This is a genomic window from Acinetobacter sp. NEB 394, from assembly GCF_013374795.1.
Lineage (GTDB): Bacteria > Pseudomonadota > Gammaproteobacteria > Pseudomonadales > Moraxellaceae > Acinetobacter > Acinetobacter johnsonii.
This window is the reverse complement of record NZ_CP055284.1, coordinates 83,953-104,679: the sequence shown is the minus strand read 5'-3', so window position 1 is coordinate 104,679 and position 20,727 is coordinate 83,953. Positions and strand designations below refer to the sequence as shown.

Annotated in this window: 25 protein-coding genes, 6 pseudogenes and 1 other annotated feature; of the genes and pseudogenes, 12 read left to right on the top strand and 19 right to left on the bottom strand. The window is 36.7% G+C overall.

Going from position 1 to position 20,727, the window contains the following annotated elements:
- Nucleotides 1–87 precede the first annotated feature (87 nt).
- Both HUK62_RS17800 and HUK62_RS17795 read right to left on the bottom strand, forming a co-directional pair.
- Nucleotides 88–387 (bottom strand): SMI1/KNR4 family protein, encoded by a 300-nt coding sequence (locus tag HUK62_RS17800; protein ID WP_267314106.1) that lies wholly within the window; start codon nt 385–387, stop codon nt 88–90.
- 105 nt (nt 388–492) lie between these two features.
- Nucleotides 493–1,712, bottom strand: a protein-coding gene (locus HUK62_RS17795) for an IS3 family transposase (RefSeq protein ID WP_176538574.1) whose coding sequence is annotated in 2 segments (ribosomal slippage) — nt 493–1,436 and nt 1,436–1,712 — 1,221 coding nt in all. Because the reading frame shifts where the segments join, the coding sequence is not laid out codon by codon here.
- Nucleotides 1,321–1,437 (bottom strand) — a sequence feature (AL1L pseudoknot). Its footprint overlaps the gene before it by 117 nt.
- Before the next feature lie 178 nt (nt 1,713–1,890).
- Between HUK62_RS17795 and HUK62_RS17790 the strand changes: the two genes are divergently transcribed.
- The 3 genes from HUK62_RS17790 to HUK62_RS17780 all read left to right on the top strand — a co-directional run bounded on the left by HUK62_RS17790 (nt 1,891) and on the right by HUK62_RS17780 (nt 2,816).
- Nucleotides 1,891–2,118, top strand: a complete 228-nt coding sequence (locus tag HUK62_RS17790) for a hypothetical protein (RefSeq protein ID WP_176538573.1) — start codon at nt 1,891–1,893, stop codon at nt 2,116–2,118.
- A 109-nt stretch (nt 2,119–2,227) separates the two neighbouring features.
- Entirely contained in the window at nt 2,228–2,524 is a 297-nt protein-coding gene (locus HUK62_RS17785) for a type II toxin-antitoxin system RelE/ParE family toxin (protein ID WP_004647749.1), read from the top strand.
- Nucleotide 2,525: 1 nt separating this feature from the next.
- On the top strand, nt 2,526–2,816 hold the full coding sequence (locus tag HUK62_RS17780; RefSeq protein WP_005093398.1) for an addiction module antidote protein: 291 nt from the start codon (nt 2,526–2,528) through the stop codon (nt 2,814–2,816).
- A gap of 106 nt (nt 2,817–2,922) precedes the next feature.
- Here HUK62_RS17780 and HUK62_RS17775 read toward each other — a convergent pair whose 3' ends face one another.
- Nucleotides 2,923–3,669, bottom strand: coding sequence for an IS5-like element ISAba31 family transposase (locus HUK62_RS17775; protein WP_004645384.1), 747 nt, complete (start codon nt 3,667–3,669; stop codon nt 2,923–2,925).
- 142 nt (nt 3,670–3,811) lie between these two features.
- Complete coding sequence (locus HUK62_RS17770; RefSeq protein ID WP_026438531.1) at nt 3,812–4,243, bottom strand: immunity protein YezG family protein; 432 nt, start codon at nt 4,241–4,243, stop codon at nt 3,812–3,814.
- Nucleotides 4,244–4,446: 203 nt separating this feature from the next.
- Here HUK62_RS17770 and HUK62_RS17765 point away from each other — a divergent pair, with 203 nt between their 5' ends.
- Nucleotides 4,447–4,731: a type II toxin-antitoxin system RelE/ParE family toxin gene (locus HUK62_RS17765; protein ID WP_228723779.1), complete on the top strand. Its 285-nt coding sequence runs from the start codon at nt 4,447–4,449 to the stop codon at nt 4,729–4,731.
- Nucleotides 4,724–4,996, top strand: coding sequence for a NadS family protein (nadS, locus tag HUK62_RS17760; RefSeq protein ID WP_176538572.1), 273 nt, complete (start codon nt 4,724–4,726; stop codon nt 4,994–4,996). The genes HUK62_RS17765 and nadS overlap by 8 nt, the downstream gene beginning before the upstream one ends.
- Nucleotides 4,997–5,078: 82 nt before the next feature.
- On the opposite strand, the gene HUK62_RS17755 is transcribed toward nadS, so the two are convergent.
- Nucleotides 5,079–5,477 carry a hypothetical protein gene (locus HUK62_RS17755; RefSeq protein ID WP_026438543.1) on the bottom strand — a complete coding sequence of 133 codons (399 nt, stop codon included), beginning with the start codon at nt 5,475–5,477 and terminating at the stop codon, nt 5,079–5,081.
- Between the two features lie 298 nt (nt 5,478–5,775).
- On the opposite strand from HUK62_RS17755, the gene HUK62_RS17750 reads away from it, so the two are divergent.
- The 3 genes and pseudogenes from HUK62_RS17750 to HUK62_RS18910 all read left to right on the top strand — a co-directional run.
- Nucleotides 5,776–6,063, top strand: coding sequence for a BrnT family toxin (locus tag HUK62_RS17750; protein ID WP_004884492.1), 288 nt, complete (start codon nt 5,776–5,778; stop codon nt 6,061–6,063).
- Nucleotides 6,050–6,364, top strand: coding sequence for a BrnA antitoxin family protein (locus HUK62_RS17745; RefSeq protein WP_176538571.1), 315 nt, complete (start codon nt 6,050–6,052; stop codon nt 6,362–6,364). Before HUK62_RS17750 ends, HUK62_RS17745 begins: the two co-directional genes overlap by 14 nt.
- A 460-nt stretch (nt 6,365–6,824) precedes the next feature.
- Nucleotides 6,825–6,934, top strand: a pseudogene (locus HUK62_RS18910) (GFA family protein); the annotation flags it as partial.
- 147 nt (nt 6,935–7,081) lie between these two features.
- Here the strand turns inward: HUK62_RS18910 and HUK62_RS17740 are convergent.
- A complete protein-coding gene (locus tag HUK62_RS17740; protein WP_119686772.1) occupies nt 7,082–7,633 on the bottom strand; it encodes a hypothetical protein in 552 nt (183 codons plus the stop codon).
- Nucleotides 7,634–7,936: 303 nt separating this feature from the next.
- On the opposite strand from HUK62_RS17740, the gene HUK62_RS17735 reads away from it, so the two are divergent.
- The gene (locus HUK62_RS17735; RefSeq protein WP_004762546.1) at nt 7,937–9,391 is read left to right on the top strand and encodes a SulP family inorganic anion transporter; all 1,455 of its coding nucleotides are present in this window, start codon (nt 7,937–7,939) and stop codon (nt 9,389–9,391) included.
- Between the two features lie 138 nt (nt 9,392–9,529).
- Here HUK62_RS17735 and HUK62_RS17730 read toward each other — a convergent pair whose 3' ends face one another.
- The 12 genes and pseudogenes from HUK62_RS17730 to HUK62_RS17675 form a co-directional block, all read right to left on the bottom strand.
- Nucleotides 9,530–9,865: a type II toxin-antitoxin system HicB family antitoxin gene (locus HUK62_RS17730; protein WP_035270373.1), complete on the bottom strand. Its 336-nt coding sequence runs from the start codon at nt 9,863–9,865 to the stop codon at nt 9,530–9,532.
- Complete coding sequence (locus HUK62_RS17725; RefSeq protein WP_044425274.1) at nt 9,862–10,110, bottom strand: type II toxin-antitoxin system HicA family toxin; 249 nt, start codon at nt 10,108–10,110, stop codon at nt 9,862–9,864. The genes HUK62_RS17730 and HUK62_RS17725 overlap by 4 nt, the downstream gene beginning before the upstream one ends.
- A gap of 105 nt (nt 10,111–10,215) precedes the next feature.
- Nucleotides 10,216–10,743, bottom strand: a complete 528-nt coding sequence (locus HUK62_RS17720) for a plasmid pRiA4b ORF-3 family protein (RefSeq protein ID WP_000537572.1) — start codon at nt 10,741–10,743, stop codon at nt 10,216–10,218.
- Between the two features lie 96 nt (nt 10,744–10,839).
- Nucleotides 10,840–11,154 carry a BrnA antitoxin family protein gene (locus tag HUK62_RS17715; protein WP_038350244.1) on the bottom strand — a complete coding sequence of 105 codons (315 nt, stop codon included), beginning with the start codon at nt 11,152–11,154 and terminating at the stop codon, nt 10,840–10,842.
- Entirely contained in the window at nt 11,117–11,428 is a 312-nt protein-coding gene (locus HUK62_RS17710; protein WP_063454728.1) for a BrnT family toxin, read from the bottom strand. The genes HUK62_RS17715 and HUK62_RS17710 overlap by 38 nt, the downstream gene beginning before the upstream one ends.
- A 315-nt stretch (nt 11,429–11,743) precedes the next feature.
- The gene (locus tag HUK62_RS17705; protein WP_176538570.1) at nt 11,744–12,688 is read right to left on the bottom strand and encodes a copper resistance protein B; all 945 of its coding nucleotides are present in this window, start codon (nt 12,686–12,688) and stop codon (nt 11,744–11,746) included.
- A complete protein-coding gene (locus HUK62_RS17700; protein WP_004897649.1) occupies nt 12,675–13,013 on the bottom strand; it encodes a hypothetical protein in 339 nt (112 codons plus the stop codon). Before HUK62_RS17700 ends, HUK62_RS17705 begins: the two co-directional genes overlap by 14 nt.
- Nucleotides 13,000–13,701 (bottom strand): annotated as a pseudogene (locus HUK62_RS17695) (multicopper oxidase domain-containing protein); the annotation flags it as partial. The gene HUK62_RS17700 and the pseudogene HUK62_RS17695, both read right to left, overlap by 14 nt.
- Nucleotides 13,697–14,203, bottom strand: a pseudogene (locus tag HUK62_RS17690) (IS6-like element IS1008 family transposase); the annotation flags it as partial. The pseudogenes HUK62_RS17695 and HUK62_RS17690, both read right to left, overlap by 5 nt.
- Before the next feature lie 115 nt (nt 14,204–14,318).
- A pseudogene (locus tag HUK62_RS17685) lies at nt 14,319–14,633 on the bottom strand (sulfatase-like hydrolase/transferase); the annotation flags it as partial.
- Nucleotides 14,634–14,695: 62 nt separating this feature from the next.
- Nucleotides 14,696–15,840 (bottom strand): IS3 family transposase gene (locus HUK62_RS17680; RefSeq protein ID WP_176538566.1). Its coding sequence is split into 2 segments (ribosomal slippage): nt 14,696–15,576 and nt 15,576–15,840, totalling 1,146 coding nucleotides; the frame shifts between segments, so codons are not numbered across the junction.
- An 88-nt stretch (nt 15,841–15,928) separates the two neighbouring features.
- A pseudogene (locus tag HUK62_RS17675) lies at nt 15,929–17,278 on the bottom strand (phosphoethanolamine--lipid A transferase); the annotation flags it as partial.
- 350 nt (nt 17,279–17,628) lie between these two features.
- Between HUK62_RS17675 and HUK62_RS17670 the strand changes: the two are divergent.
- Complete coding sequence (locus HUK62_RS17670) at nt 17,629–18,393, top strand: hypothetical protein (RefSeq protein ID WP_176538567.1); 765 nt, start codon at nt 17,629–17,631, stop codon at nt 18,391–18,393.
- A gap of 106 nt (nt 18,394–18,499) precedes the next feature.
- Nucleotides 18,500–19,495 carry a phosphatase PAP2 family protein gene (locus HUK62_RS17665; protein ID WP_004827121.1) on the top strand — a complete coding sequence of 332 codons (996 nt, stop codon included), beginning with the start codon at nt 18,500–18,502 and terminating at the stop codon, nt 19,493–19,495.
- Nucleotides 19,496–19,518: 23 nt separating this feature from the next.
- Here the strand turns inward: HUK62_RS17665 and HUK62_RS17660 are convergent.
- Nucleotides 19,519–19,860 (bottom strand): annotated as a pseudogene (locus tag HUK62_RS17660) (diacylglycerol kinase).
- A 102-nt stretch (nt 19,861–19,962) separates the two neighbouring features.
- On the opposite strand from HUK62_RS17660, the gene HUK62_RS17655 reads away from it, so the two are divergent.
- The gene (locus HUK62_RS17655) at nt 19,963–20,664 is read left to right on the top strand and encodes a VIT family protein (protein ID WP_004761016.1); all 702 of its coding nucleotides are present in this window, start codon (nt 19,963–19,965) and stop codon (nt 20,662–20,664) included.
- Nucleotides 20,665–20,727: the final 63 nt, after the last annotated feature.

Genomic DNA, 20,727 nt, shown 5'->3' with positions numbered 1-20,727 from the left:
AAGTGCATATTCTAAAAGCGGACATTTCTATTTTGGAGTTACAAAACCCATTTCGTATAAGGTGTATTATGTTAATTTTAGCTATTCTTAATTCCCCTCTATCCAAACTTGCTTGATCCACTCCGCTAAATTTAGCCATATCTCATCGCTGTAACCATCGGCTGTCCAATACCTAATTTCATTACTAGGAACTAGGCAATAATAACTACCATTATCTTCACAGATAGGTAACCAGTTGTTTGGCAAGCCTTGCTCCCTAGCATCACTCAGAACAATAGAAAGTTCCCTGTAATATTCTTTATTGTTTGTAATAGATGCCAATTCAAGTGTTCCATAAAAGATATTACTAACTTCTTTCAATACTTTTTTATAATCTTCTGGAAAAATGAAACCAATTTCCCTTTCATAGCTAGCTAATACTGTATCAGTAGGTAATTCTATATTTGGGTAAACTGAACCGTACCGGGTTTGTCGGAGACTTTTTTATTTAAGTTAGGCCACCTGACCTAACGTGTTAATCTTATCATAGTACATTGCTTCAAACTCAAAAGGCGATACATAACCCAGTGCGCTGTGTACACGCTTTTTGTTGAACCAATCGACCCAGTTTAGTGTCGCAAGTTGTACATCTGCTAAACCTTGCCAATCTGCTTTTAAATATTCAATCACCTCTGTTTTGTATAAGCCATTCACCGTTTCAGCCAAAGCATTATCGTATGAATCACCCGTCGTACCGACTGATGCTCGTAAATTTGCTGCTTCTAAACGATTGGTATAGCGAATAGAAAGATATTGAACACCTCTATCTGAATGATGAATCACATTCTTAGGCATACCTCGATCGTGCAATGCTTGCTCCAATGCATCGAGCACCATATCTGTATTCATCCGTGTAGATACTTTCCATCCAACAATTGCTCGCGAGAACACATCAATAATAAATGCAGTGTAGACCCAGCCAGAATTGGTTTGAATATACGTAAAGTCACTGACCCATAATTGGTCAGGTCGATCAGCACTAAAATTCCGTTTCACTAAATCATCTGCTCGTTTTTGATCATCTCGGCTGCGGGTAGTTTGTTTGTTCTTACCACGCCAAACACCTTGTATTCCTAGCTTTTGCATCAATCGAGCAACTGTACAGCGCGCAATATTATAGCCTTCACGTTTCAGTTTTTGCCAGACTTTACGTACACCATATCGACCTGAACTTTCTTTCCAAATACGTTTGATTTGCTCTGCATGATGTAAATCATGTAGATCTCGTTTCGCTCGATGTTCTGGATTGTCAGCGAGATCTAAAGTTCGGTAATAGGTTGAAGCTGCGATCGGTAAAATCCTACAAATCGCATCAACACCATATCGATCTTTATTGTTATGGATAAAATCCACCATTATTTGTATGGGCGGTCGAGCTCCGCCTGGGCGAAAAAAGCGGCTGCTTTACGTAGAATTTCATTGGCACGCTTTAATTCTTTAATTTCACGTTCCATTTGCTTCATTTTTTCTTGATCAGATATCTCTTGTACTTTAATAGGATTTTGCTGATCTAAATGCTTTTGATGCCAGGCACGAAGTGTTTCAGGAGTACAACCGATCTTAGGCGCAATTGCTGTGATTGCAGCCCAAGTAGAAGGATAATCTTTTTCAGATTCAATCAATAATTGAACCGATCTTTCTCTGATTTCAGGGGTATATTTTAATTTTGTCATCGGGATAGTCTCTCAGAATATTGACTCTCCGACAAACCCGGTACGGTTCAAACTTCAGATGAGAGATTCTTTAGTTCATTTAGAACTTTATCAAGCTGAGTATTCATATTTTTAATCATTTAAATGGTTTTTCGTATTATATTAATTTTAGGGATATTTAATAATTAAGAATATTACAATGACTAGAAATGAGCTTATTAAATTATTAGAGCATCTGGGAATTCATCACAGCAGTTACTCTTTTGATAAAATCAAGAACTCTGAATGCATTAGTGTCTTAAAACAAAAAACAGAGTGGTGTGTTTATTACACTGAGAGGGATAAACCTGAACTTATATTTTCCTCTAAAGAAGAAAGTGATGCTTATGAATTTGTAGCTGATGAGTTTAAAAGATGGGCATCATAGAAACCCATTTAACATAATGGCGGTTATACGAAATTAATGGATGTTCGTATAGATTACTTGCATATTGTATTCGATCGAATACAATATAGTGAGAAGATAAGGAATCCTCATGATTGAAATTAAACGTCTTCCAGAATTTGATGAATGGTTGGATGGCATTAAAGACAATATGACCCGTATCCGCCTGAATCGTCGATTAGATAAGGTTCAACGTGGAAACTGGGGAGACATTAAACCTCTCCAAGATGGCGTTTGGGAAATGAGAGAATTCTTCGGTTCTGGATGGAGGATGTATTACATCCAACATGGTGACGTTGTGATTGTAATGCTTGGTGGTGGAGATAAATCAACTCAACAACAAGACATCGATCGTGCAGTCAAACTATCGAAAACGTTGGAGGATTAAAATGGTTAAAGTAGCTGATTTACCAAGTTTTGATATGGCTGAGTCACTCAAAACTGAAGAAGACATTGTGATGTATCTCAATATGGTTCTTGAAGAGAATGATCCAGCTGAATTAGCTCATGCACTTGGTGTTATTGCCAAAGCTCGTGGCATGACTCAAATCGCTAAAGAAGCAGGAATTGGGCGTGAGGCACTCTACAAAGCCCTACGTCATGATTCAGCACCACGTTTTGATACGATTAATCGTGTAGTGAATGCTTTAGGCTTAAAACTCACAGTACAACACGCCTAAGACTTTAAAAAATATAATAAAAATGGGAGCTAAAGGCGCCCATTTTTAGTTTCGTATAAGGTGTATTATGTTAGGGTCTGTTGACATTTACTGTTCATAATTAACCCTATAAAGGTAGCCATAAAAATATACAGGCTAAAGCAACAGAACTTTGATAATTTCTTTTGAGCTTGTCATATCGAGTAGCTATTCCTCTAAATTGCTTTAATCTACAAAACATATTTTCAACTAAATGCCTGATTTTATATAAATACCAGTCCATATGGTCATTGTTCGATTGGCTATTTGTTTTCTTTGGTATATTCGCTTTAGTCCCTGTTTTCCTGATCTGTTCACGCAGTGGTTCTGAATCATAGCCTTTATCTGCACATACCACTTTTGTCTCTTTTAAATCTAATGTTGATATTAAATCAGGTGCAACTTTAACATCATGTGTGGTTCCATCGGTAATCATGAAATCAATAGGATTGCCATGTGCATCAACAATCAAATGTATTTTTGAGGAGTTTCCTCCTACACTTTTAGAAATAGATTGATTCGCTATGCCAGCAGAATGTTGATGAGCACGTACATGAGAGCCATCAATAAAAATCCACTCCATATCGGGGCATGAGGCTAGTAATTTGAATAATCTAAGTAACTTACCGCTGCTTGACCAACGATTAAAACGTTTGAAAATAGAGTTTGAATGACCAAAACAACAAGGAATATCTCGCCACGGACAGCCTGTTCTAATTCTATAGAGAATAGCTTCAATAAAATTGCGTAAATTTGAGTTGTGGTGAATGGATAAATTACGCAGAATAACTTTCAACTTTTGCCAGTGTTGATCTGTCAGCATGGTACGAGGCATAGCGAATAGTAAAATTGGGTTCGGCGATTTGATTTTACTACTTCGCTATTTTTTTAAGCTAAAAGTGTCAACACACCCTAATTTTAGAAAAACTAATTTTTTAGCAAAAACAAAATCTAATCTTCTAAAAAAGCTCTACGATTTATTCTGTTCTTAACCCTAATCGTTTTTTCCATTCTTCTATAGGGATATAATATTGATCTAACTCTTCTTCCTTGAGATCACTTACTCTTCGCATGTATAAAGTCGGCCAGTGATCCTCTTCAGGGATATAAGCAAACTCTATATTAAATTTTCCTTCTTCTGTTAGGGTGATCTTATAGTTCGTCCATTTTTCTATAAATAGCTCCAATGATCTCAACTCTTTTATCAGCCCACAAATATTTTCTTCAATTTCATATGCGCGTTCACCAAATGGAAAAGAATCAATATTTCCATTCTTCAAACGCCATTCAGCCCCACCAGAATAGTGTTCAGGGTATATATCACCAATAAAATATATTTCTATCGCCTCATTTGGCATTATTGACCATAGAAGTTCGCCAATTTTTTGATAAATTTCCTGTTCGTTCATTTTCAACATTCAAAAATTATTACCATTCAATTAAATGATCTTTTTTATAGTATTAAAAGCCTTATATTTAACATAATGGCGGTTATGCGAAACGAGAGCTACCAGCTCTCGTTTTTTGTTATGGAAACTGCTAAAATTCAAATACGCCATTGACGTATAAAGAGTCCATGTTATTTATTGAAACCAGCATCTTTACCAAGTAAATTAAAGACCTTGTATCTGATGAGGAATATCGTCAACTTCAGCAAGATCTTTTGGTACAGCCTGATAGAGGTGACCTAATCAAGAATGGCGGTGGTATTCGCAAAGTACGTTGTGCTCAAGGTAACAAAGGGAAAAGTGGTGGGATACGGGTGATTTATTATTGGGTCACCGAGGATGATCAGATCTTTTTCTTAGTGGCTTATCCAAAATCAGTAAAAGATAATTTAACAGATAAGGAAACCGCCATTCTGCGCCAACTCGTGAAGGAGCAATTTCATGGATAACAACTTATTTGATGACTTGGTTGCTTCAATCAAAGAAGCTGGAGCTATCAAACGTAAAGAAGTTAAAGCAAGCCGAGTTACAGAACTCGAATTGCCTGATATTAAAGAAGTACGTGAAAAAACTGGCTTGAGCCAAAATGAATTTGTTGCACGTCTACATATTAGCCCCCGTACCCTGCAAAATTGGGAACAGGGACGACGCTATCCAACTGGACCAGCAGCTACATTGATTCGAATTTTAGATGCTCACCCAAGCCTTATTTGAAAAAATTACTTAAAAAATGGGAGCTTAAGACCCCCATTTTTATTTCGTATAAGGTGTATTATGTTAATTTAGTTTTTCTAATTTAATCGATCTTTTGACCCATCTTTAATTCTTCAAGACCCGCCATACAACCAATATATGATTTTTGTTGATTTTCATAGAATTTATTAAAATCATCCAAACTAGAATCATCATCAAGATTGTTTTTTTTCACCCATTCTTTATAAGAAGAAAAATTCTGAATCACAAAATCTAATAAATTTATTCTAGTTTTGGTTAAGTCACACCACTTACTTTTAGATTCTATTTTTTCTGACAATGGAATTTTTTTATCATCATAATCCTTCGAATAGATCATATTATTAATTACGGCTTTATTGAGTTCACCATTTAAATTTTGATACTGTTTATCAAATTCTTCACTAGATAAAGCAAAACAACTACAACTAACGAATAACAGTATAAAGCTTAGTAATTTCATTATATTAAATGCCCTAAATTTTCATTTATTATAAAAGAAATTTCAACAAAGTCTTAGTCTATTTAACATAATAGAGCTTATACGAAAAGTGTTTGTTTAATATTACTTTAAGATCAGTATCTTATCGTTATTCATACCCTCTGGAACGTTCTCGTTCAACCGACTTGGAAACAAGTCGGTTTTTTTATGAACAGTTTTGATAGTTCTTGCCAATAAATCTGACTAAAAATTACGCTTTTCAGCTTGAGTGATACAATTTTGTGATACATTATTGTATATACAAATTTGAATGTTTTTTATGGAACAGTATTTCGAATGGGATGAGGCAAAGAATCGAAAGAATCAGAAAAAGCACGATGTCTCTTTCGAAACAGCAAGCCTTGTTTTTGATGATCCATTAAGGATCTCAATCCAAGACAGACATACCGATGGTGAAGAACGTTGGCAAACCATTGGAAAAGTAAAAGGCGTACTAATGCTCTTAGTAGCTCACACCATCTTTGATGAAGATGACTGTGAAATCATACGAATCATTAGTGCAAGACAAGTCACCAAAGCGGAGCGAGATAGATATGAGCATGGTTAGATACTCACGCAAAGAACTGAATGAAAAATTCAGCGACAAGCAAGATGCTGAAATTCAACGCTTGCTTGCTAAGGGAACGGTTCCTGACGATCAGCTAGATCTCTCAGATATGCCTGAAATTACCGACTGGAGCAATGCTGTACGCCATAATCAATTATATCGCCCAGTGAAGCAACAAACTTCCATTCGTTTAGATGCTGATGTACTTGCATGGTTTAAAGCTCAAGGCAAAGGCTATCAAACACGAATGAATGAAATTTTGCGGGATGCTATGCTCAAAGAATTAAAAAATCATCAGTAAAAATGGGAGCTTAAGCTCCCATTTTTGATTTTGATTGCGTATAATATAGATTATGTTAAATAGGCGTAGATATAGAGCTTAATTAACAAAAATTCTCCAAACCCATTTAAAAATACTGCCAACCATATTAGGAAATAAATAACCTATAACGAAGCAACTGATTACTGTAAAAATTATAATTTTAGGTGAACTAACCGTAGAGCCTAGATATAAAGAGGAAAATATTGCTAGTCCTAGACCTAGGATGACCCCACCCACAGAATAGTAAAATGCTGTAATTAATCGTTCAGAATTATCCATTATTACCCCTGAATTTTTAATTAGGATTAAGAGGTTTAAAAATTTTATTAATAATAATTGCTTGCGATATATCGCAAGTATCACTTACCTCTACTTTCCATGAATAATTCCTTTTTTTAAGAGGAAAATCTTCTCCTCCACCATATGCAATTTTATCTCCGATATGGAAATTTTTATAGATAAAAACCTGATTTTTATACTTTTAACAATGATACAAAAAAATTAACTGAAGCAGATGTAATTGCTCTTTTTATGCCAACTATCGATTAAGCATTATCAGTATATTAAAACTATCACTTGGTTTACCTGTAAGTAAATTGAATACTTGGCATAATCCCAAATGGCTTGTTCATTGTAAGGTAAAGTGACAAAAGTAAAATAAGTCTACACAGCGCATTAAAAATACTGTGTCTGATTTTATGGTGATTCTGATGCTATCGCGATGAGTTTGCGCACTCTCTGAATATAGTATTTCGCTTCTTCATCGCGAGAGAAAGCACTGATACTGACTTTGACACCATCAGGCATTCTTAGTGTAACTATTGCAGCATCGTAAACAGGGTAGTCTGATTCCAGTTCAACTTTATATACTTGTAAATTTGAAAGGGGGTAATGTGTTAGCCTGCTTCTAAAAGGAGACTTTCTTTGAAGAATGATTTCTCTAGATATGGAATTTAACGTCAAATCAATTGAATCACCTAAAATTGCAAACCACAAAATCACAGTTGAAAAAACAAGAGGAAGGATCAAAAATCCGAAAGTTGCAAAAATGACTCCGAAAATTGGAGTATTTGTCCAATCTGTCGATTGTGCTAAGCCTAAATAGTACAAGACGAAAGGAATACAAAACAGAGACCAGGGCAGCAGAAAAAGCCGAATCCAAAAAGGAAATTCTCTTACGTAGCGTACTACATCTTCTTCGAAGATAATAAACTCCTCTGATCTTTGTAACTTATTTTTACTTATCATTTTCTTCTTGAATCACATATCTATCTTGATGGTGTTTTATTTATTATACGCTTATCAGTTTTTTTCTCATGGTAAACTTCTGATGAGTACGTTTATTTTACCAAGTTAAAGTCTCCGTTTTTATCAGCACACATCAACTCTAAAAAGTTCCTTCATCTTATGACACTTGCGCCACCTTAAGTTTATTTACCGTCTTAAATCTGTAAATAACTCATCACTGTCTAGTGATGTGGTGTAGTCGTTTGTGTGTTGTATATATCACATCACTAGCCTATCTGAAAAATTAAAAAACAGGCTATGTTTATGTTATCTAATGTCCGAGAACAGTGGTTCTCTAACATCCGTGGGGATGTACTTGCCGGATTAGTCGTCGGTCTTGCACTCATCCCTGAAGCCATCGCATTTTCAATTATTGCAGGTGTAGATCCTAAAGTTGGTCTATACGCATCCTTCTGTATTGCCGTCGTGATTTCTTTCGTAGGTGGTCGTCCTGCCATGATTTCAGCAGCCACTGGTGCAATGGCGCTGCTTATGGTCACATTGGTCAAAGAGCATGGGCTTGAATATCTGCTGGCAGCAACAATTTTGACAGGCGTGATTCAAATATTGGCAGGCTATTTAAAGCTCGCCAAGTTAATGCGGTTTGTATCTAAATCTGTGGTTATTGGATTCGTAAATGCGTTAGCGATCTTAATTTTCATGGCTCAATTGCCTGAACTGATTAATGTGACCTGGCATGTATATGCTTTTGTTGCTTTAGGTTTAGCAATTATTTATCTATTCCCTCTGGTTCCCAAATTAGGAAAATTACTCCCTTCTCCACTAGTCTGCATCATTGCAATCACATTATTGGCAATCGCTTTAGGAATTGATGTACGGACCGTGGGCGATATGGGGTCTTTACCTGACACACTTCCAATGTTCTTGATTCCAGATATTCCTTTGAATATTGAAACATTGATGATTATTTTGCCTTATTCAGTCGCACTGGCGGCTGTAGGTTTACTTGAATCGATGATGACAGCAACTATCGTGGATGAAATGACTGATACGCCAAGTGATAAATATCAGGAATGTAAGGGACAAGGGATTGCGAATATTGCTTCTGGCTTTATGGGTGGCATGGCTGGTTGTGCAATGATTGGTCAATCTATGATTAACGTAAAATCAGGTGGCCTTACACGCTTATCAACATTCTCTGCGGGCATTTTTCTTCTTATTCTGGTTGTATTTATCAGCGACTGGCTCAAAGTGATTCCAATGGCTGCATTGGTAGCGGTAATGATAATGGTCTCTATCAGTACCTTTGAATGGAGTTCTGTCACTCAGTTAAAAGATAATCCTAAGAGCAGTAATATCGTCATGATTGCGACGGTGATTGTAGTTGTTGCTACGCATAACCTGGCTTTGGGTGTGTTAACAGGCGTATTACTTTCAGCCTTGTTCCTGGCGAATAAACTTGAAAATGATATCCAGGTGACAGCATCTTTTGAAGGAATGGCCCGTTTATATGAGTTGAGAGGTCAGATCTTCTTTAGTTCTTCTGAAAAATTCATGCAAGGTTTTGACTTTAAAGAGGATGTAAAGGATGTGATTATTGATTTGACCCATTCTCACATTTGGGATGTAACATCAGTCGCCATGCTTGATTCTGTTGTAAAAAAATTTCAAAAGAATGGTGTGAATGTCACTGTGCGTGGCTTAAATGAAGCCAGCTCTATCATGATTGATAAGTATGGAACACATGCCAGAATCTAAGCGCAGGAGATTTTACGTTTATGTAGAATCTCTAAAATTAACATAATACACCTTATGCGAAATCAAAAAAGGGAGCTGTAAGCTCCCTTTTTTACTAATTTTTTTCAATTTTTAGATGTCAATCTAGGCTTCAATAAATTAAGCACCTAAACGCATTAATTTCTCTTGAATCGCATCGCTTACAAAAGCATTAAGAGAATTATCACTTGATGCTAAAACAGCTTTACGGTGTAACTCAGGACTAATACGGACATTAAATGTACCTTTGAATGGCTGATCGGGTTTTTTACCTAATTCAGCACAAGACTCTAAATATCCATCGACAGATTCCTGAAAAGCTTGTTCAAGAGTTTTTAATGTTTCTGCTTCATAAGTGATGAGATCACGGATAAATGCAAGCTTTCCAAATAACTCACCTGTTTCAAGATCAGGTTCAATTGTACCTAGATAACCTTTGTATTTTAAATAGCTCATAAAAATCCCTCCTGCTTGAGTGCCTGTTTTACAGATTTCAAAGCCCCACCTTTGATTTCATTTTCAGGGTGTGGCCTGTGCAGTAAAATCATGTGTTCAGTTTTCGTATTAAAAAAACGGACACGAGAGCCTGCCATTTCAAATTTTTCATAGCCGAGCTGATTCAGTAAAACGACTAAATCTTTATACGGAAATGTATTTTTTGAATTTCCAAATTTTTCCAGTAACTTTTCCGTTTTACCCATACTTCAGCCCTACTGCTATTGCAACTAAGTATAGTTACTTTTAAATAATAATTGCAACTATATTTAGTTGCAATTTCGTATAACAGCCCTTATGTTAAATCAGGTTTAAAACTTAATATCATGTGAATTAAAGTAGGTCGGATCAAACTCTATCTCTCCTATTTCATCCTCGATAATTTGCATGTAATCGTCATATCTTGGATGTTTGGGGTCTTGTAATGCATCTAAAATATCAAGATATCCAAAAATTCCTCCAATATCTTCAAATGGAGCATGATTTTGACCATCTATACAACATGGATATTTTTTATTTAAATCAGGAGATTGTCTGCTTTCTACAGTAATCAAATGTTCCCAACAATCGCCAAAATCATATGTATATATAATTTTTTTACCTACACGTAGAACTTCTTTCAATTTTTGTCTTTTATTGATCTTTTCATGCTTAATAGTCGTGAATTCATGTAAATGGCTATCTTCCCAATCAAAAGCAGATTGAATTGCCTTATGGAGCCTAGATAAAGTAGCTGCCGATGAAATTTGAATAGTTCTCCAGATTTCAGGATCACTACCTAGCAGACTAATTTTTAATTGAAAAACTTCATCAGAAGATTTGAGCTTTACAGTTCCCATAACAGCCTAGTTCTCAAAAAATAGTTTTAGTAAATCTAAAATTAACATAATACACCTTATGCGAAGTCACAAAAATGGGAGCCTAAGCTCCCATTTTTATTGATGATTTTTTAATTCTTTAAGCATGGCATCCCGTAAAATTTTATTCATTCGTGTTTGATAGCCTTTGCCTTGGGCTTTTAGCCACTGCATGACATCTGCATCGATGCGAACCGTAGTTACTTGTTTAGTCGGCTTGTAAAATGGATTTTGCACTGCATTTTTCCAGAAGCTGTCATCAAGTTCAGGAATATCTGAAAAATCGATTTCACTGTCTGGACGTTTAGCTAATGCTTCCAGTCTTGCCTTTTGTTCTTCAGACAAAACAGGAGGATTATTCAAATCCATTTTGTAAGTAACGGTTTTGCTCATACTGTTTCCTCTCTTTTTTCTCTGCCTGTCGTGCCGAAATAATGCGGATATGATCCATCCCATTATGGTCTTGTACTGTGTGGGCCACCAATAAAACAGCTTGCCCATGTACCATACCTATCGCTTGCCAACGATATTCACCATTTTCAAAGCGATCCTGTTTGAAGACGGCATAGGCATCATAAAAAACCAAGGTTGCATCTTCGAAAGCTACACCATGTTTTTTGAGGTTTGTATCTGCTTTATGCTCATCCCATGAAAACTCAATTTCCATAGTTGTATCGCTTTTTGTTAATATAAAAATGTTAATACAAAATTGTAAATTTTGCAAAGTTGTTCCACTTTTTATTGGCAAAATATTACAGAATCGAACATAAAAAAGCCGACTTGTTTCAAAATCGGTTTTTTGGTCATTTTAGAATTTTTCTGGTTTTGTTAAGTGTTTGATATTTATATTAATATACAAGTGTATTGCATATAATCGCCATTATGTTAAATGGAAGGAAGCAAAATAAGTTAACATTTTGCTTCCGGCCACATTAAGCTAGAGTTTTATTTAAATAAAGCTATTTAGTAATCATTAAATTAATTAAAATCTAAATCTAACACCAGCTCCATATAACCAACCTTTCTCAGAGTTTGATTCTATTTGCCACGACGTTTCATCATTACCTTTTGAATACTCATAGGCAATGTCGATATACGGCATGATCTTTTTACTGATTTCATAGCGAGTTTCAAACCCTGCGGTTGCACTGCTTAAACCAGTTTTTTTCGCATATTTAGAGTCATCACTAAAGATAGCATCCAACTCTAAATAAGGTTGAATAATCAACTTTTGCGTAATCAGAAAATCACGTTCCGTTTCTAGGCTAAAGCCCGCATAATTGTCTTCTCCCGCATAGAGATAAGCATCAGTTTCAAAGAAATATGGCGCCATACCATGTAAGCCAATCACCGCATCAACATTTTCTTCGGTGTCTTTGCGATGATCATTGAGTTCAACTTTTTCACTGCGATAACGTGCACCAATCTGTGCATCCCAAAAGTCTGAAATCATACGGCTATATAAAAGTTTGGCATCATAATGTGCATCATGCGATTCTTCTTTATCGGCATGAACTTTAATAAAAACCTTATTTTCATCTGTGCCAATACGGGTTTCAAACTCTGACTTTAAACCGCCTGTGCCATCTTCATTGACAAACCACTTATTATCCACCGTCGTAATCGCATAAATTTGCGCACCGTGTTCTGAGCGATGATCATAATGCGAACTCTGCTGAGTATTCGCATCTGGTACATGATGTAAATGATTAACCGTAGATGTTGCCTGATGTTGTGCCTGATTCATTTGGCTATGGTTCATTTGAGAGCGATCCATTTGCATCGGCTGATTTTGACTAGAAGATGTAGCAACTGTCATTTTTTCAGGCGCACTATGATCTTCACCATTATGTGCCAAACTCACTGCACTGACCATCAACAAAGAGCTTGCTAAAACAGTTTTAGAAAAAAGATTAATGGTGCGCATGTTGATCTCCTTTCTGTACTTTTTGATCTTGCTGTTTCTCTGTTGATTTGTGATGCATTGGCTGATGACCTGCATGTTGATGGTTCATCGGTGCTGAATGTGCAGCATGATTCATTTTCCCCATCATCTGCATGTGTTGTGCATGCTCTTGTGGAGAATGCTGTGAATGATCCATCTCAGACATCGCTTGATGATTCATTGATGGTACATTTTTTCCATCAGTCTGAGCAGTTGAATGATGCCCTTCGTGCGCCAAACTTAAGCTTGTTAAACTCAATACCGCAACAGAAAAAAACGCTTTAAATACAAAATTAGTGATGTGCATGTCCAGCTCCTTTTTGCTCAGTTACTTGGTGAGTTTGAGTCGAATTTGTACCTTGAATTGGCGTTGTAGACACTTGTTCATCGCTAACATTTGCCACGATCAACTTGTTCATCATTCCTGCACTCATGTGATACAACAAATGACAATGGATTGCCCATTCGCCCAACTCATCCGCAGTTAATAAAGCAGTCACTGTTTTACCCGGTGGTACAATCAATGTGTGTTTATTCGGCATATCTACCGACTCTTGACCATTCTCCAACTGCATAAACATGCCATGTAAATGCATGGGGTGCGCCATCATACTGTCATTAATAAATTTGATACGGATACGCTCGCCATACTTCACTTTTAATGGCTCAGCATCGCTGAATTTTTTACCGTTAATCGTCCAAATATAACGCTCCATAGTACCGCCCAAACGCACTACTAATTCACTGCTAGCTTCACGAGTATCTTTTTGCGGTTCTAAAGATTTTAAATCACTATATTGCAAGGCTTTATTGCCCGCAGGTGTAGATGCATTTGCCCAACCATAAACCACTTGATCATTTTCTTGTGGTTTTGCTGTGCCATGCTGTGAATGATCCATTTTCGAGTGATCCATGCCTTGCATATCGCCATGGTTCATTTTTGAATGATCCATTTTCGAGTGATCCATGCCTTGCATATTGCCGTGGTTCATTTTTATACTTAATCTGCCTGTGCTCAATATCTACTGGACATTTTCCTTCTCGCTTTAATCGTGATAAAGCATGGCCATAGGTCGCTGCTTTATCTGTATTGATGACCCGTGGAATTTGCCATTTTTTCACCGTATTGAAGATCTTTCCTAGAAAACTATAGGCTGATTTACTGTTCCGTCTAGCGGAAAGGTAAAAGTCAATCGTATGACCACGTTGATCAACTGCACGATACAGGTAAGTCCATCGCCCCTTCACTTTGATATAAGTCTCATCCATATGCCATGAATGTAAATCTGTAGGATTACGCCAATACCAGCGTAAGCGTTTTTCCATTTCTGGAGCATAACGCTGAACCCAACGATAAATTGTACTGTGATCCACATTTATGCCTCGTTCAGCGAGCATTTCTTGAAGTTCACGATAGCTGATGCCATATTTACAATACCAACGAACAGCCCAAAGAATGATTTCACCTTGAAAGTGCCGACCGTGGAAGGGATTCATCTGCTGTATCTCGAAATAAATAAGATATTTAGCTTATCATGTCAGCCTATTTGCAACAGTGCCCTTTTTATTCAATAATCATGTCCCCAACAGATCCTCATGTTTTATTCATAGTTCATACTTTCTGCTTTAAGTGCTGACCACAATTTTTTAACATATCATTTTTCGATTCAATTACTTGAGTTTTAATATCCAGTAAACTTAATAAGCTGGGGAAAAGATTGTCATGACTCAAGATTTGATCTGATTGAGTACTTAAACATGTCAATTGTTCTGTATTATTTAGCTGCCATGCCTCTGAAAACCACATCAGCATAGGGATATGCGTTTGTTGAGTCGGTGCCATAGAATAAGGTGCACCATGCAAATATAAACCATGTTCTCCAGTCGATTCCCCATGGTCAGATAAGTACCAGAAACCAGTTTGGTAGAGAGGTGGTCCCACTTGTTTGAACAACTAAAAGCGTATTTATAAGTGATATTCCGCTCTAGTTAAGCCACCTTGTTTTGTTGGGGTAGCTGATCATAGTAAAACTCATTTGGTGTCATTTTGTCTAGACTCGAATGAGGTCGTTTCAAATTATAAAACTCAAAATATGCACTTAATTGCTTTTTCGCATCTGTGACACTGCTATAAGCTTTGAGATACACCTCTTCATATTTAACGCTCCGCCATAATCGTTCAACCATCACATTATCAATCCATCGACCTTTACCATCCATACTGATTTGAATGCCATTTGATTTCAATACATCAATAAATGCATCACTGGTGAACTGACTGCCTTGGTCTGTATTCAATATTTCAGGTGATCCATATTTTTCAATCGCTTCATTTAAAACCGAAATACAAAAATCCACCTCCATACTAATCGATACCCTATGCGCAAGTACCTTGCGGCTATGCCAATCAATCACAGCACATAAATAAACAAAGCCTTTTGCCATAGGGATATACGTTATATCCGTAGACCACACTTGATTACTGCGCTGAATAGCCAACCCTTTGAGCAGATATGGATATTTACGGTGAGCTTGATTAGCCTGGCTTAAATTTGGTTTGCAATATAACGCCTGAATACCCATTTTCTTCATTAAAGTACGTGTATGACGTCGTCCTATATGATGCCCTTGACGATTCAACAAATCACGCATCATACGACTGCCTGCAAAAGGATATTGCATATGTAATTCATCAATACATCGCATCAGTTTCAGATCTGATGAGCTAACAGGTTTTGGGCGATAATAATAACAACCACGAGAGACTTTCAGTAACTTAGCCTGTTTAGATACTGAAATCTGAAGTGAGTGATCGATTAACTTTTGTGGTTGAAGCGGCCCAGTTTCTTCAACACACCTTCTAAAAAATCAATTTCTAATGCCTGCTCACCGATTTTTGCATGTAACTTTTTAAGATCAATGGGGGGTTCTGATGGAGCTTTTGATTGATCGAAAGCTTGCGAGGAAGCTGAGATCAATTGATTTTTCCAGTCAATAATTTGGTTTTGATGAACATCAAACTCAGAACTCAATTCAGCAAGTGTTTTTTCTGCTTTGATCGCAGCAAGTGCTACCTTAGCTTTAAAGTCGTTTGAATGATTTCTTCTTGGTCTACGTGCCATAAAATACTCCATATATTGATGTTTATAACATCATTTGAGGAGCAGAATATCACTTATAGGAGTTGTTCAAATTTACGGATCCATCTCTGTAGTCTGTATTTTGTTTTAAGGTCTGAATGATTTGACTTAATACATGGTCTGTATAAACAATCGAGTTATCATAACTATTGTGCAATTCAGTGGTACTGCATCCTTGAATGGCATTGCTATTACACATAGGTTGAAACGGTTGATAAGGTGCTTTGGAACGTTTGAAGTATGCCGGTCCATGGCTACCCATTTGGTGTAAAACAATCAAATGAGATACTGTGTCATTTTTTTTCAGATTCTTTAAATAATCTTGCAAACTATCCACCAGAATCTCATCAAAACATTCACCGCTAGCATCACACCATTTTTGTTTTAATGCCTGTGGAATTTGATATTGTTCAACTCGATCACAAGCACCTTTACAGCCAGAATTATTATCAATCCATGTGACTTTATAGCCTGCTCGTTGTGCAATATCCAGTAAACCTTCACGATGATTTACTAATTTTTCATCATAGTTTTTACGTGTCATCCCTGAAAACATACACGGAACAGATACTGCGGTTGCAGTACCGCAAGAACTCACTTGACTAAAGTTGATGATATTTAGTTTTGATAATTCCGGATTGGTATTTTTTGCATAGCCATTCAATGAAAAACTTTCAGCACGTGCAGTTTCCCCTACCACTAAAACCATCAATTTAGGAAGCTTAGAGGGTTGCGCTGGTTGCACTACATGAGCATCTTCACCATAGGCAATAAGCGGTAATTTTTCTTTAGGGCTTTTTTTCTTATAATAAGATAGGGTAGATGCGATGGTATTTTGCGGAGAGATCATACCTTTTAGGTCACGATGTTCACGGAATATCGCTGCATAATCAACATAAAAGCAAAATAATAAAGTTGCTATGACGATGAAAGAAACTGAACTCATTATAGCTTTTTTAAATATGTGTTTCTGTAATGGATCTTGTTCAATTGTTAAAACTGCCACAACACCGAGTGGAAAAAGAACAAAAATGAGCGTCCAGATGACCAGACGGATAGACCACAAATCTTTCGCTTCCCTCACATCTGTTTGTAGCAGATTTTGTATTTGATCCGGGGTAATGATGACGCCCAAACTATTAACGAAATAGGCACTTAATCCACCAATGATAATTAACAAACTTGCAAAAAATTTAGCACTCCATTTCCAACTGATTAATTGTAATAGTAGGTTATAAATTGCAACTATGACAATTAGTGTTGCTCCCAAAAACAACATTGATTTCATACCCTTATAGGGAGTAAGTTGATTAATTTTTTCAAAAAAACCGAAATTTAAAACTAAACCCAGCCAAATCGCGAGAATGAAATTAAATTGCATTAAAGTAATAGGTTTCTTTAAATCTTTAAGTTTTAAAAACCAAGTAAGCATGATTAACCGATCAAAAATTGTTAAAATTATATTCTAGAATTTAAACCTTAAAACTGAATTAAACAATATGAAAATCTGTCACTAATTATAATAAAATTCAAATATTTAGAATTATTAAATAATGATCACCACGCTCCTCTGAACACAGTTAAATGATTAATATTTTAGGCATGTTTTATTGTATAGCTGATAGGTTAATTAAGTAGATTGTTTTTTGTTCAGCATTATAAGGGCTGATATTATCACTTGATTTGGTGTCTAACTTGATTGGATCACTACAATTTATTCTTAAGCTTAGGTTAATGAAACCACTTTAAAATATTAAAAAAGATCACCAAAGAGTTCAGCTGATGAATCAACAAGAATCAAGTATCGCTACTCACCTTTCTAAAGTTCCTCAAATAACTGCACTTTTCTGGATCACTAAAATTTTTGCCACAACTTTTGGTGAAACTGGCGGTGATGCAGTATCGATGTCTCTAAATTTAGGCTATTTGATCAGTACCTTTATTTTCGCAGCAGTATTTATAGCTTTGCTATTCTTTCAAATCCGCTCTAAATTTTACCGTCCTTATTTGTATTGGTTTACCATCATCGCCAGTACGACCGTAGGTACGACACTGGCTGATTTGATCGATCGATCTTTGGGGATTGGTTATATCGGCGGAAGTAGCCTATTGCTCGGTTTGGTCTGCTTGTCTTTATTCAGCTGGTATAAGGTTGAAGGCAGTATTTCACCGCATACGGTGAATTATCCACGGGCAGAAATTTTCTATTGGTTAACCATTACCTTTTCCCAAACCTTAGGGACGGCTTTAGGAGATTGGTCAGCAGACACCATGGGGCTGGGTTATAGCGGTGGAATTATCCTTTTCGTCGGTCTTATTCTCATGATTTTGGCCCTGTACAAATTCACTCATGTTTCAAGAACCTTACTGTTTTGGAGTGCATTTGTTTTAACCCGCCCTTTGGGGGCTGTGGTGGGGGATTTCCTGGATAAACCGATCGCTTCGGGTGGTTTGGATTTAAGTCGCTTTACTGCTTCAGCTGTCATTTTGATTGCGATTCTAGTGTGTATTCACTTTAGCAATAAAACGACTGCAAAAAAGGCCTAAATATATAAAGTCGTATTGATATCGAAACATTGATTGGATCTGTGCGCTGACAAAATATGACAGTAAGCCCTGCTAAAAATGCTTTCAACGAGGAAATTTTTTCGCCATGATTCCATTGATTCAAGCCAATCAGCAATTGTTCATCTTGAGCATCCTTGTATTTTCACTGGTTATTCTTTTGTGGGTATTACAGTACTGGATTATTCAGCATGGCAAGCAATTATTTGATTCAGTTGTGCAGTATGGGGGAACGTTTAAACAGCAGGTGGGAAAAAGCAATTTATTCATTCGAATAAAATACAAGTACCCCCGTTTTTTTGGTTTTTTGTCGAAAAGATTTCAGCTCCAGCATTTTTATGGCTTACCTCTGACGCTTTTATTTTTAGCCATGGGCTATATTTTAGCTTTGTTTACCGGACTTGTTGAAGATGTGGTTACTTCAGACTCCATCGTGACAATGGATTATTTTGTTTCCCAACAGATGAATATGCTGCATCAACCCAGCGTAGTGGATTTTTTTATTTTCATCACCAGTTTTGGTTCTACAGCAATTTCTTGTTTGATTGTGATTTTAGTCGGTGTGATCTGCTGGATCATTCGCCAACCCTATATATTAATAGGGTTGCTGGTCTCCACTATAGGAAGTTCTATATTTACCTTCCTGAGTAAACTCTTATTTCATCGCGTGCGACCAGCAGATGCTTTACTGCTGGAGCAATCCTACTCATTCCCTAGTGGACATGCCACCATTGCTATTGCCTTATATGGATTTCTTGCTTACCTGGCTATTCGTTTTAGCCCAAATTTTATCAGACAAGTCCGTATATTTTTTACGATGTTTCTTTTTGCTGTACTTTTAGGCCTAAGTAGAATTGTCTTAAATGAGCATTACTTAAGTGATGTGCTGGGTGGTTTTTTGGTAGGAACATTATGGTTAATTGTCAGTATTAGTCTGACAGAATGGTTAAGTGCCAGAGGAAAAATTATTTGGCAAATACCTGGGTCAGCTATGCAGACTTATACAGTAAGCCTAAGCATTATTTTGGTTCTGCTTGCTGCGCTAATCTATGCAGAAGTCTATCAATTTCCATTGTTGGCTTAAGTAAAATCAACTTTTAAGATCTTTTAGTGGACAAGTAAAATAATTGACCAAATAATAAAAATAATGAGAAGTGCTGAAAATTGTGCCGCACTTCTCATATCTTTTGCCTTTTTGGAATGCATGTTTTTCAAGCGAAATACGATCTAAAACAGCTTCAATCGCAGAATTGAATAATTCCACAATTACAGCCAGTAAACAGACAGCCACCATCAGTGCCCGTTCTATAGAAGAAACAGCAATAAAAAAGCTCATAGGAATTAGAATAAGATCAATTAATACGATTTGACGAAAAGCTGCCTATTTTTAGACGCTGTTTTAGATCCTAAAAATGAATAGCCAGTGGCTACTAGAATCCGTTTTAAAATTTTTTTGCCTTTTAATCACGGTTTTTGAAATTAGCCAATAATAATCTCTACAGATGAAATAAATTTATTATAATCATCCTGATAACAAAAAGGATATACCTTGTGCGCCATTCTTATCATATTGAAAAACATTACATCGAACGTGCGGGATGGTTGCGTGCAGCTGTGCTGGGGGCAAATGACGGGATTATTTCAGTCACAAGTCTCGTGGTGGGAATCGCAGCCAGTGGAGCATCTACCCATACTGTACTGGTGACCTGTATCGCCGGATTAATATCTGGAGCTGCATCGATGGCTGCAGGTGAATACATCTCCGTTAAATCGCAACAAGACATTGAAAAGAATGATCTGCAGATGGAAGAACGTGAACTGCAACGCCATCCTGAACATGAATTAAATGAGCTAAAAAATATTTACATACAGCGTGGATTACAACCCGCTTTAGCGCAAGAAGTCGCGCAACAACTGACTGCACACAATGCTTTAGATGCACATGCGCGTGATGAAATTGGTATTTCAGATCATACTTCTGCCCAGCCGTTTCGTGCTGCCTTCTCTTCAGCCATTGCATTTACTGTAGGCTCATTATTTCCTTTAATTTCAATTATGCTTCTGCCTGAGCGATACTTAGAGAAAGGCGTCATGCTGATTGGGGTATTAAGTCTCGGAATTATGGGTGCCTTGGCCAGTTATGCGGGCGGCGCCAGTATTTGGAGAGGTTCGATTCGGGTAATGATTTGGGGTATTATTGCCATGTTATTCAGTGCTTGGATTGGATCATTATTTAATGTTGCGGTGGCATAAGATCCTTTTTTGTATAATCCAAATATTCCCACTCCATGAGGAGTATAGATAATAAGTCTATAG

What these genes read in the sequence shown, in the direction of transcription:
- HUK62_RS17790 (WP_176538573.1), top strand. Translation starts at nt 1,891, where the DNA reads ATGACTAGAAATGAGCTTATTAAATTATTAGAGCATCTGGGAATTCAT.
- HUK62_RS17785 (WP_004647749.1), top strand. Translation starts at nt 2,228, where the DNA reads ATGATTGAAATTAAACGTCTTCCAGAATTTGATGAATGGTTGGATGGC.
- HUK62_RS17780 (WP_005093398.1), top strand. Translation starts at nt 2,526, where the DNA reads ATGGTTAAAGTAGCTGATTTACCAAGTTTTGATATGGCTGAGTCACTC.
- HUK62_RS17775 (WP_004645384.1), bottom strand. Translation starts at nt 3,669, where the DNA reads ATGCCTCGTACCATGCTGACAGATCAACACTGGCAAAAGTTGAAAGTT.
- HUK62_RS17770 (WP_026438531.1), bottom strand. Translation starts at nt 4,243, where the DNA reads ATGAACGAACAGGAAATTTATCAAAAAATTGGCGAACTTCTATGGTCA.
- nadS (WP_176538572.1), top strand. Translation starts at nt 4,724, where the DNA reads ATGGATAACAACTTATTTGATGACTTGGTTGCTTCAATCAAAGAAGCT.
- HUK62_RS17755 (WP_026438543.1), bottom strand. Translation starts at nt 5,477, where the DNA reads ATGAAATTACTAAGCTTTATACTGTTATTCGTTAGTTGTAGTTGTTTT.
- HUK62_RS17750 (WP_004884492.1), top strand. Translation starts at nt 5,776, where the DNA reads ATGGAACAGTATTTCGAATGGGATGAGGCAAAGAATCGAAAGAATCAG.
- HUK62_RS17745 (WP_176538571.1), top strand. Translation starts at nt 6,050, where the DNA reads ATGAGCATGGTTAGATACTCACGCAAAGAACTGAATGAAAAATTCAGC.
- HUK62_RS17740 (WP_119686772.1), bottom strand. Translation starts at nt 7,633, where the DNA reads ATGATAAGTAAAAATAAGTTACAAAGATCAGAGGAGTTTATTATCTTC.
- HUK62_RS17735 (WP_004762546.1), top strand. Translation starts at nt 7,937, where the DNA reads ATGTTATCTAATGTCCGAGAACAGTGGTTCTCTAACATCCGTGGGGAT.
- HUK62_RS17730 (WP_035270373.1), bottom strand. Translation starts at nt 9,865, where the DNA reads ATGAGCTATTTAAAATACAAAGGTTATCTAGGTACAATTGAACCTGAT.
- HUK62_RS17725 (WP_044425274.1), bottom strand. Translation starts at nt 10,110, where the DNA reads ATGGGTAAAACGGAAAAGTTACTGGAAAAATTTGGAAATTCAAAAAAT.
- HUK62_RS17720 (WP_000537572.1), bottom strand. Translation starts at nt 10,743, where the DNA reads ATGGGAACTGTAAAGCTCAAATCTTCTGATGAAGTTTTTCAATTAAAA.
- HUK62_RS17715 (WP_038350244.1), bottom strand. Translation starts at nt 11,154, where the DNA reads ATGAGCAAAACCGTTACTTACAAAATGGATTTGAATAATCCTCCTGTT.
- HUK62_RS17710 (WP_063454728.1), bottom strand. Translation starts at nt 11,428, where the DNA reads ATGGAAATTGAGTTTTCATGGGATGAGCATAAAGCAGATACAAACCTC.
- HUK62_RS17705 (WP_176538570.1), bottom strand. Translation starts at nt 12,688, where the DNA reads ATGCGCACCATTAATCTTTTTTCTAAAACTGTTTTAGCAAGCTCTTTG.
- HUK62_RS17700 (WP_004897649.1), bottom strand. Translation starts at nt 13,013, where the DNA reads ATGCACATCACTAATTTTGTATTTAAAGCGTTTTTTTCTGTTGCGGTA.
- HUK62_RS17670 (WP_176538567.1), top strand. Translation starts at nt 17,629, where the DNA reads ATGAATCAACAAGAATCAAGTATCGCTACTCACCTTTCTAAAGTTCCT.
- HUK62_RS17665 (WP_004827121.1), top strand. Translation starts at nt 18,500, where the DNA reads ATGATTCCATTGATTCAAGCCAATCAGCAATTGTTCATCTTGAGCATC.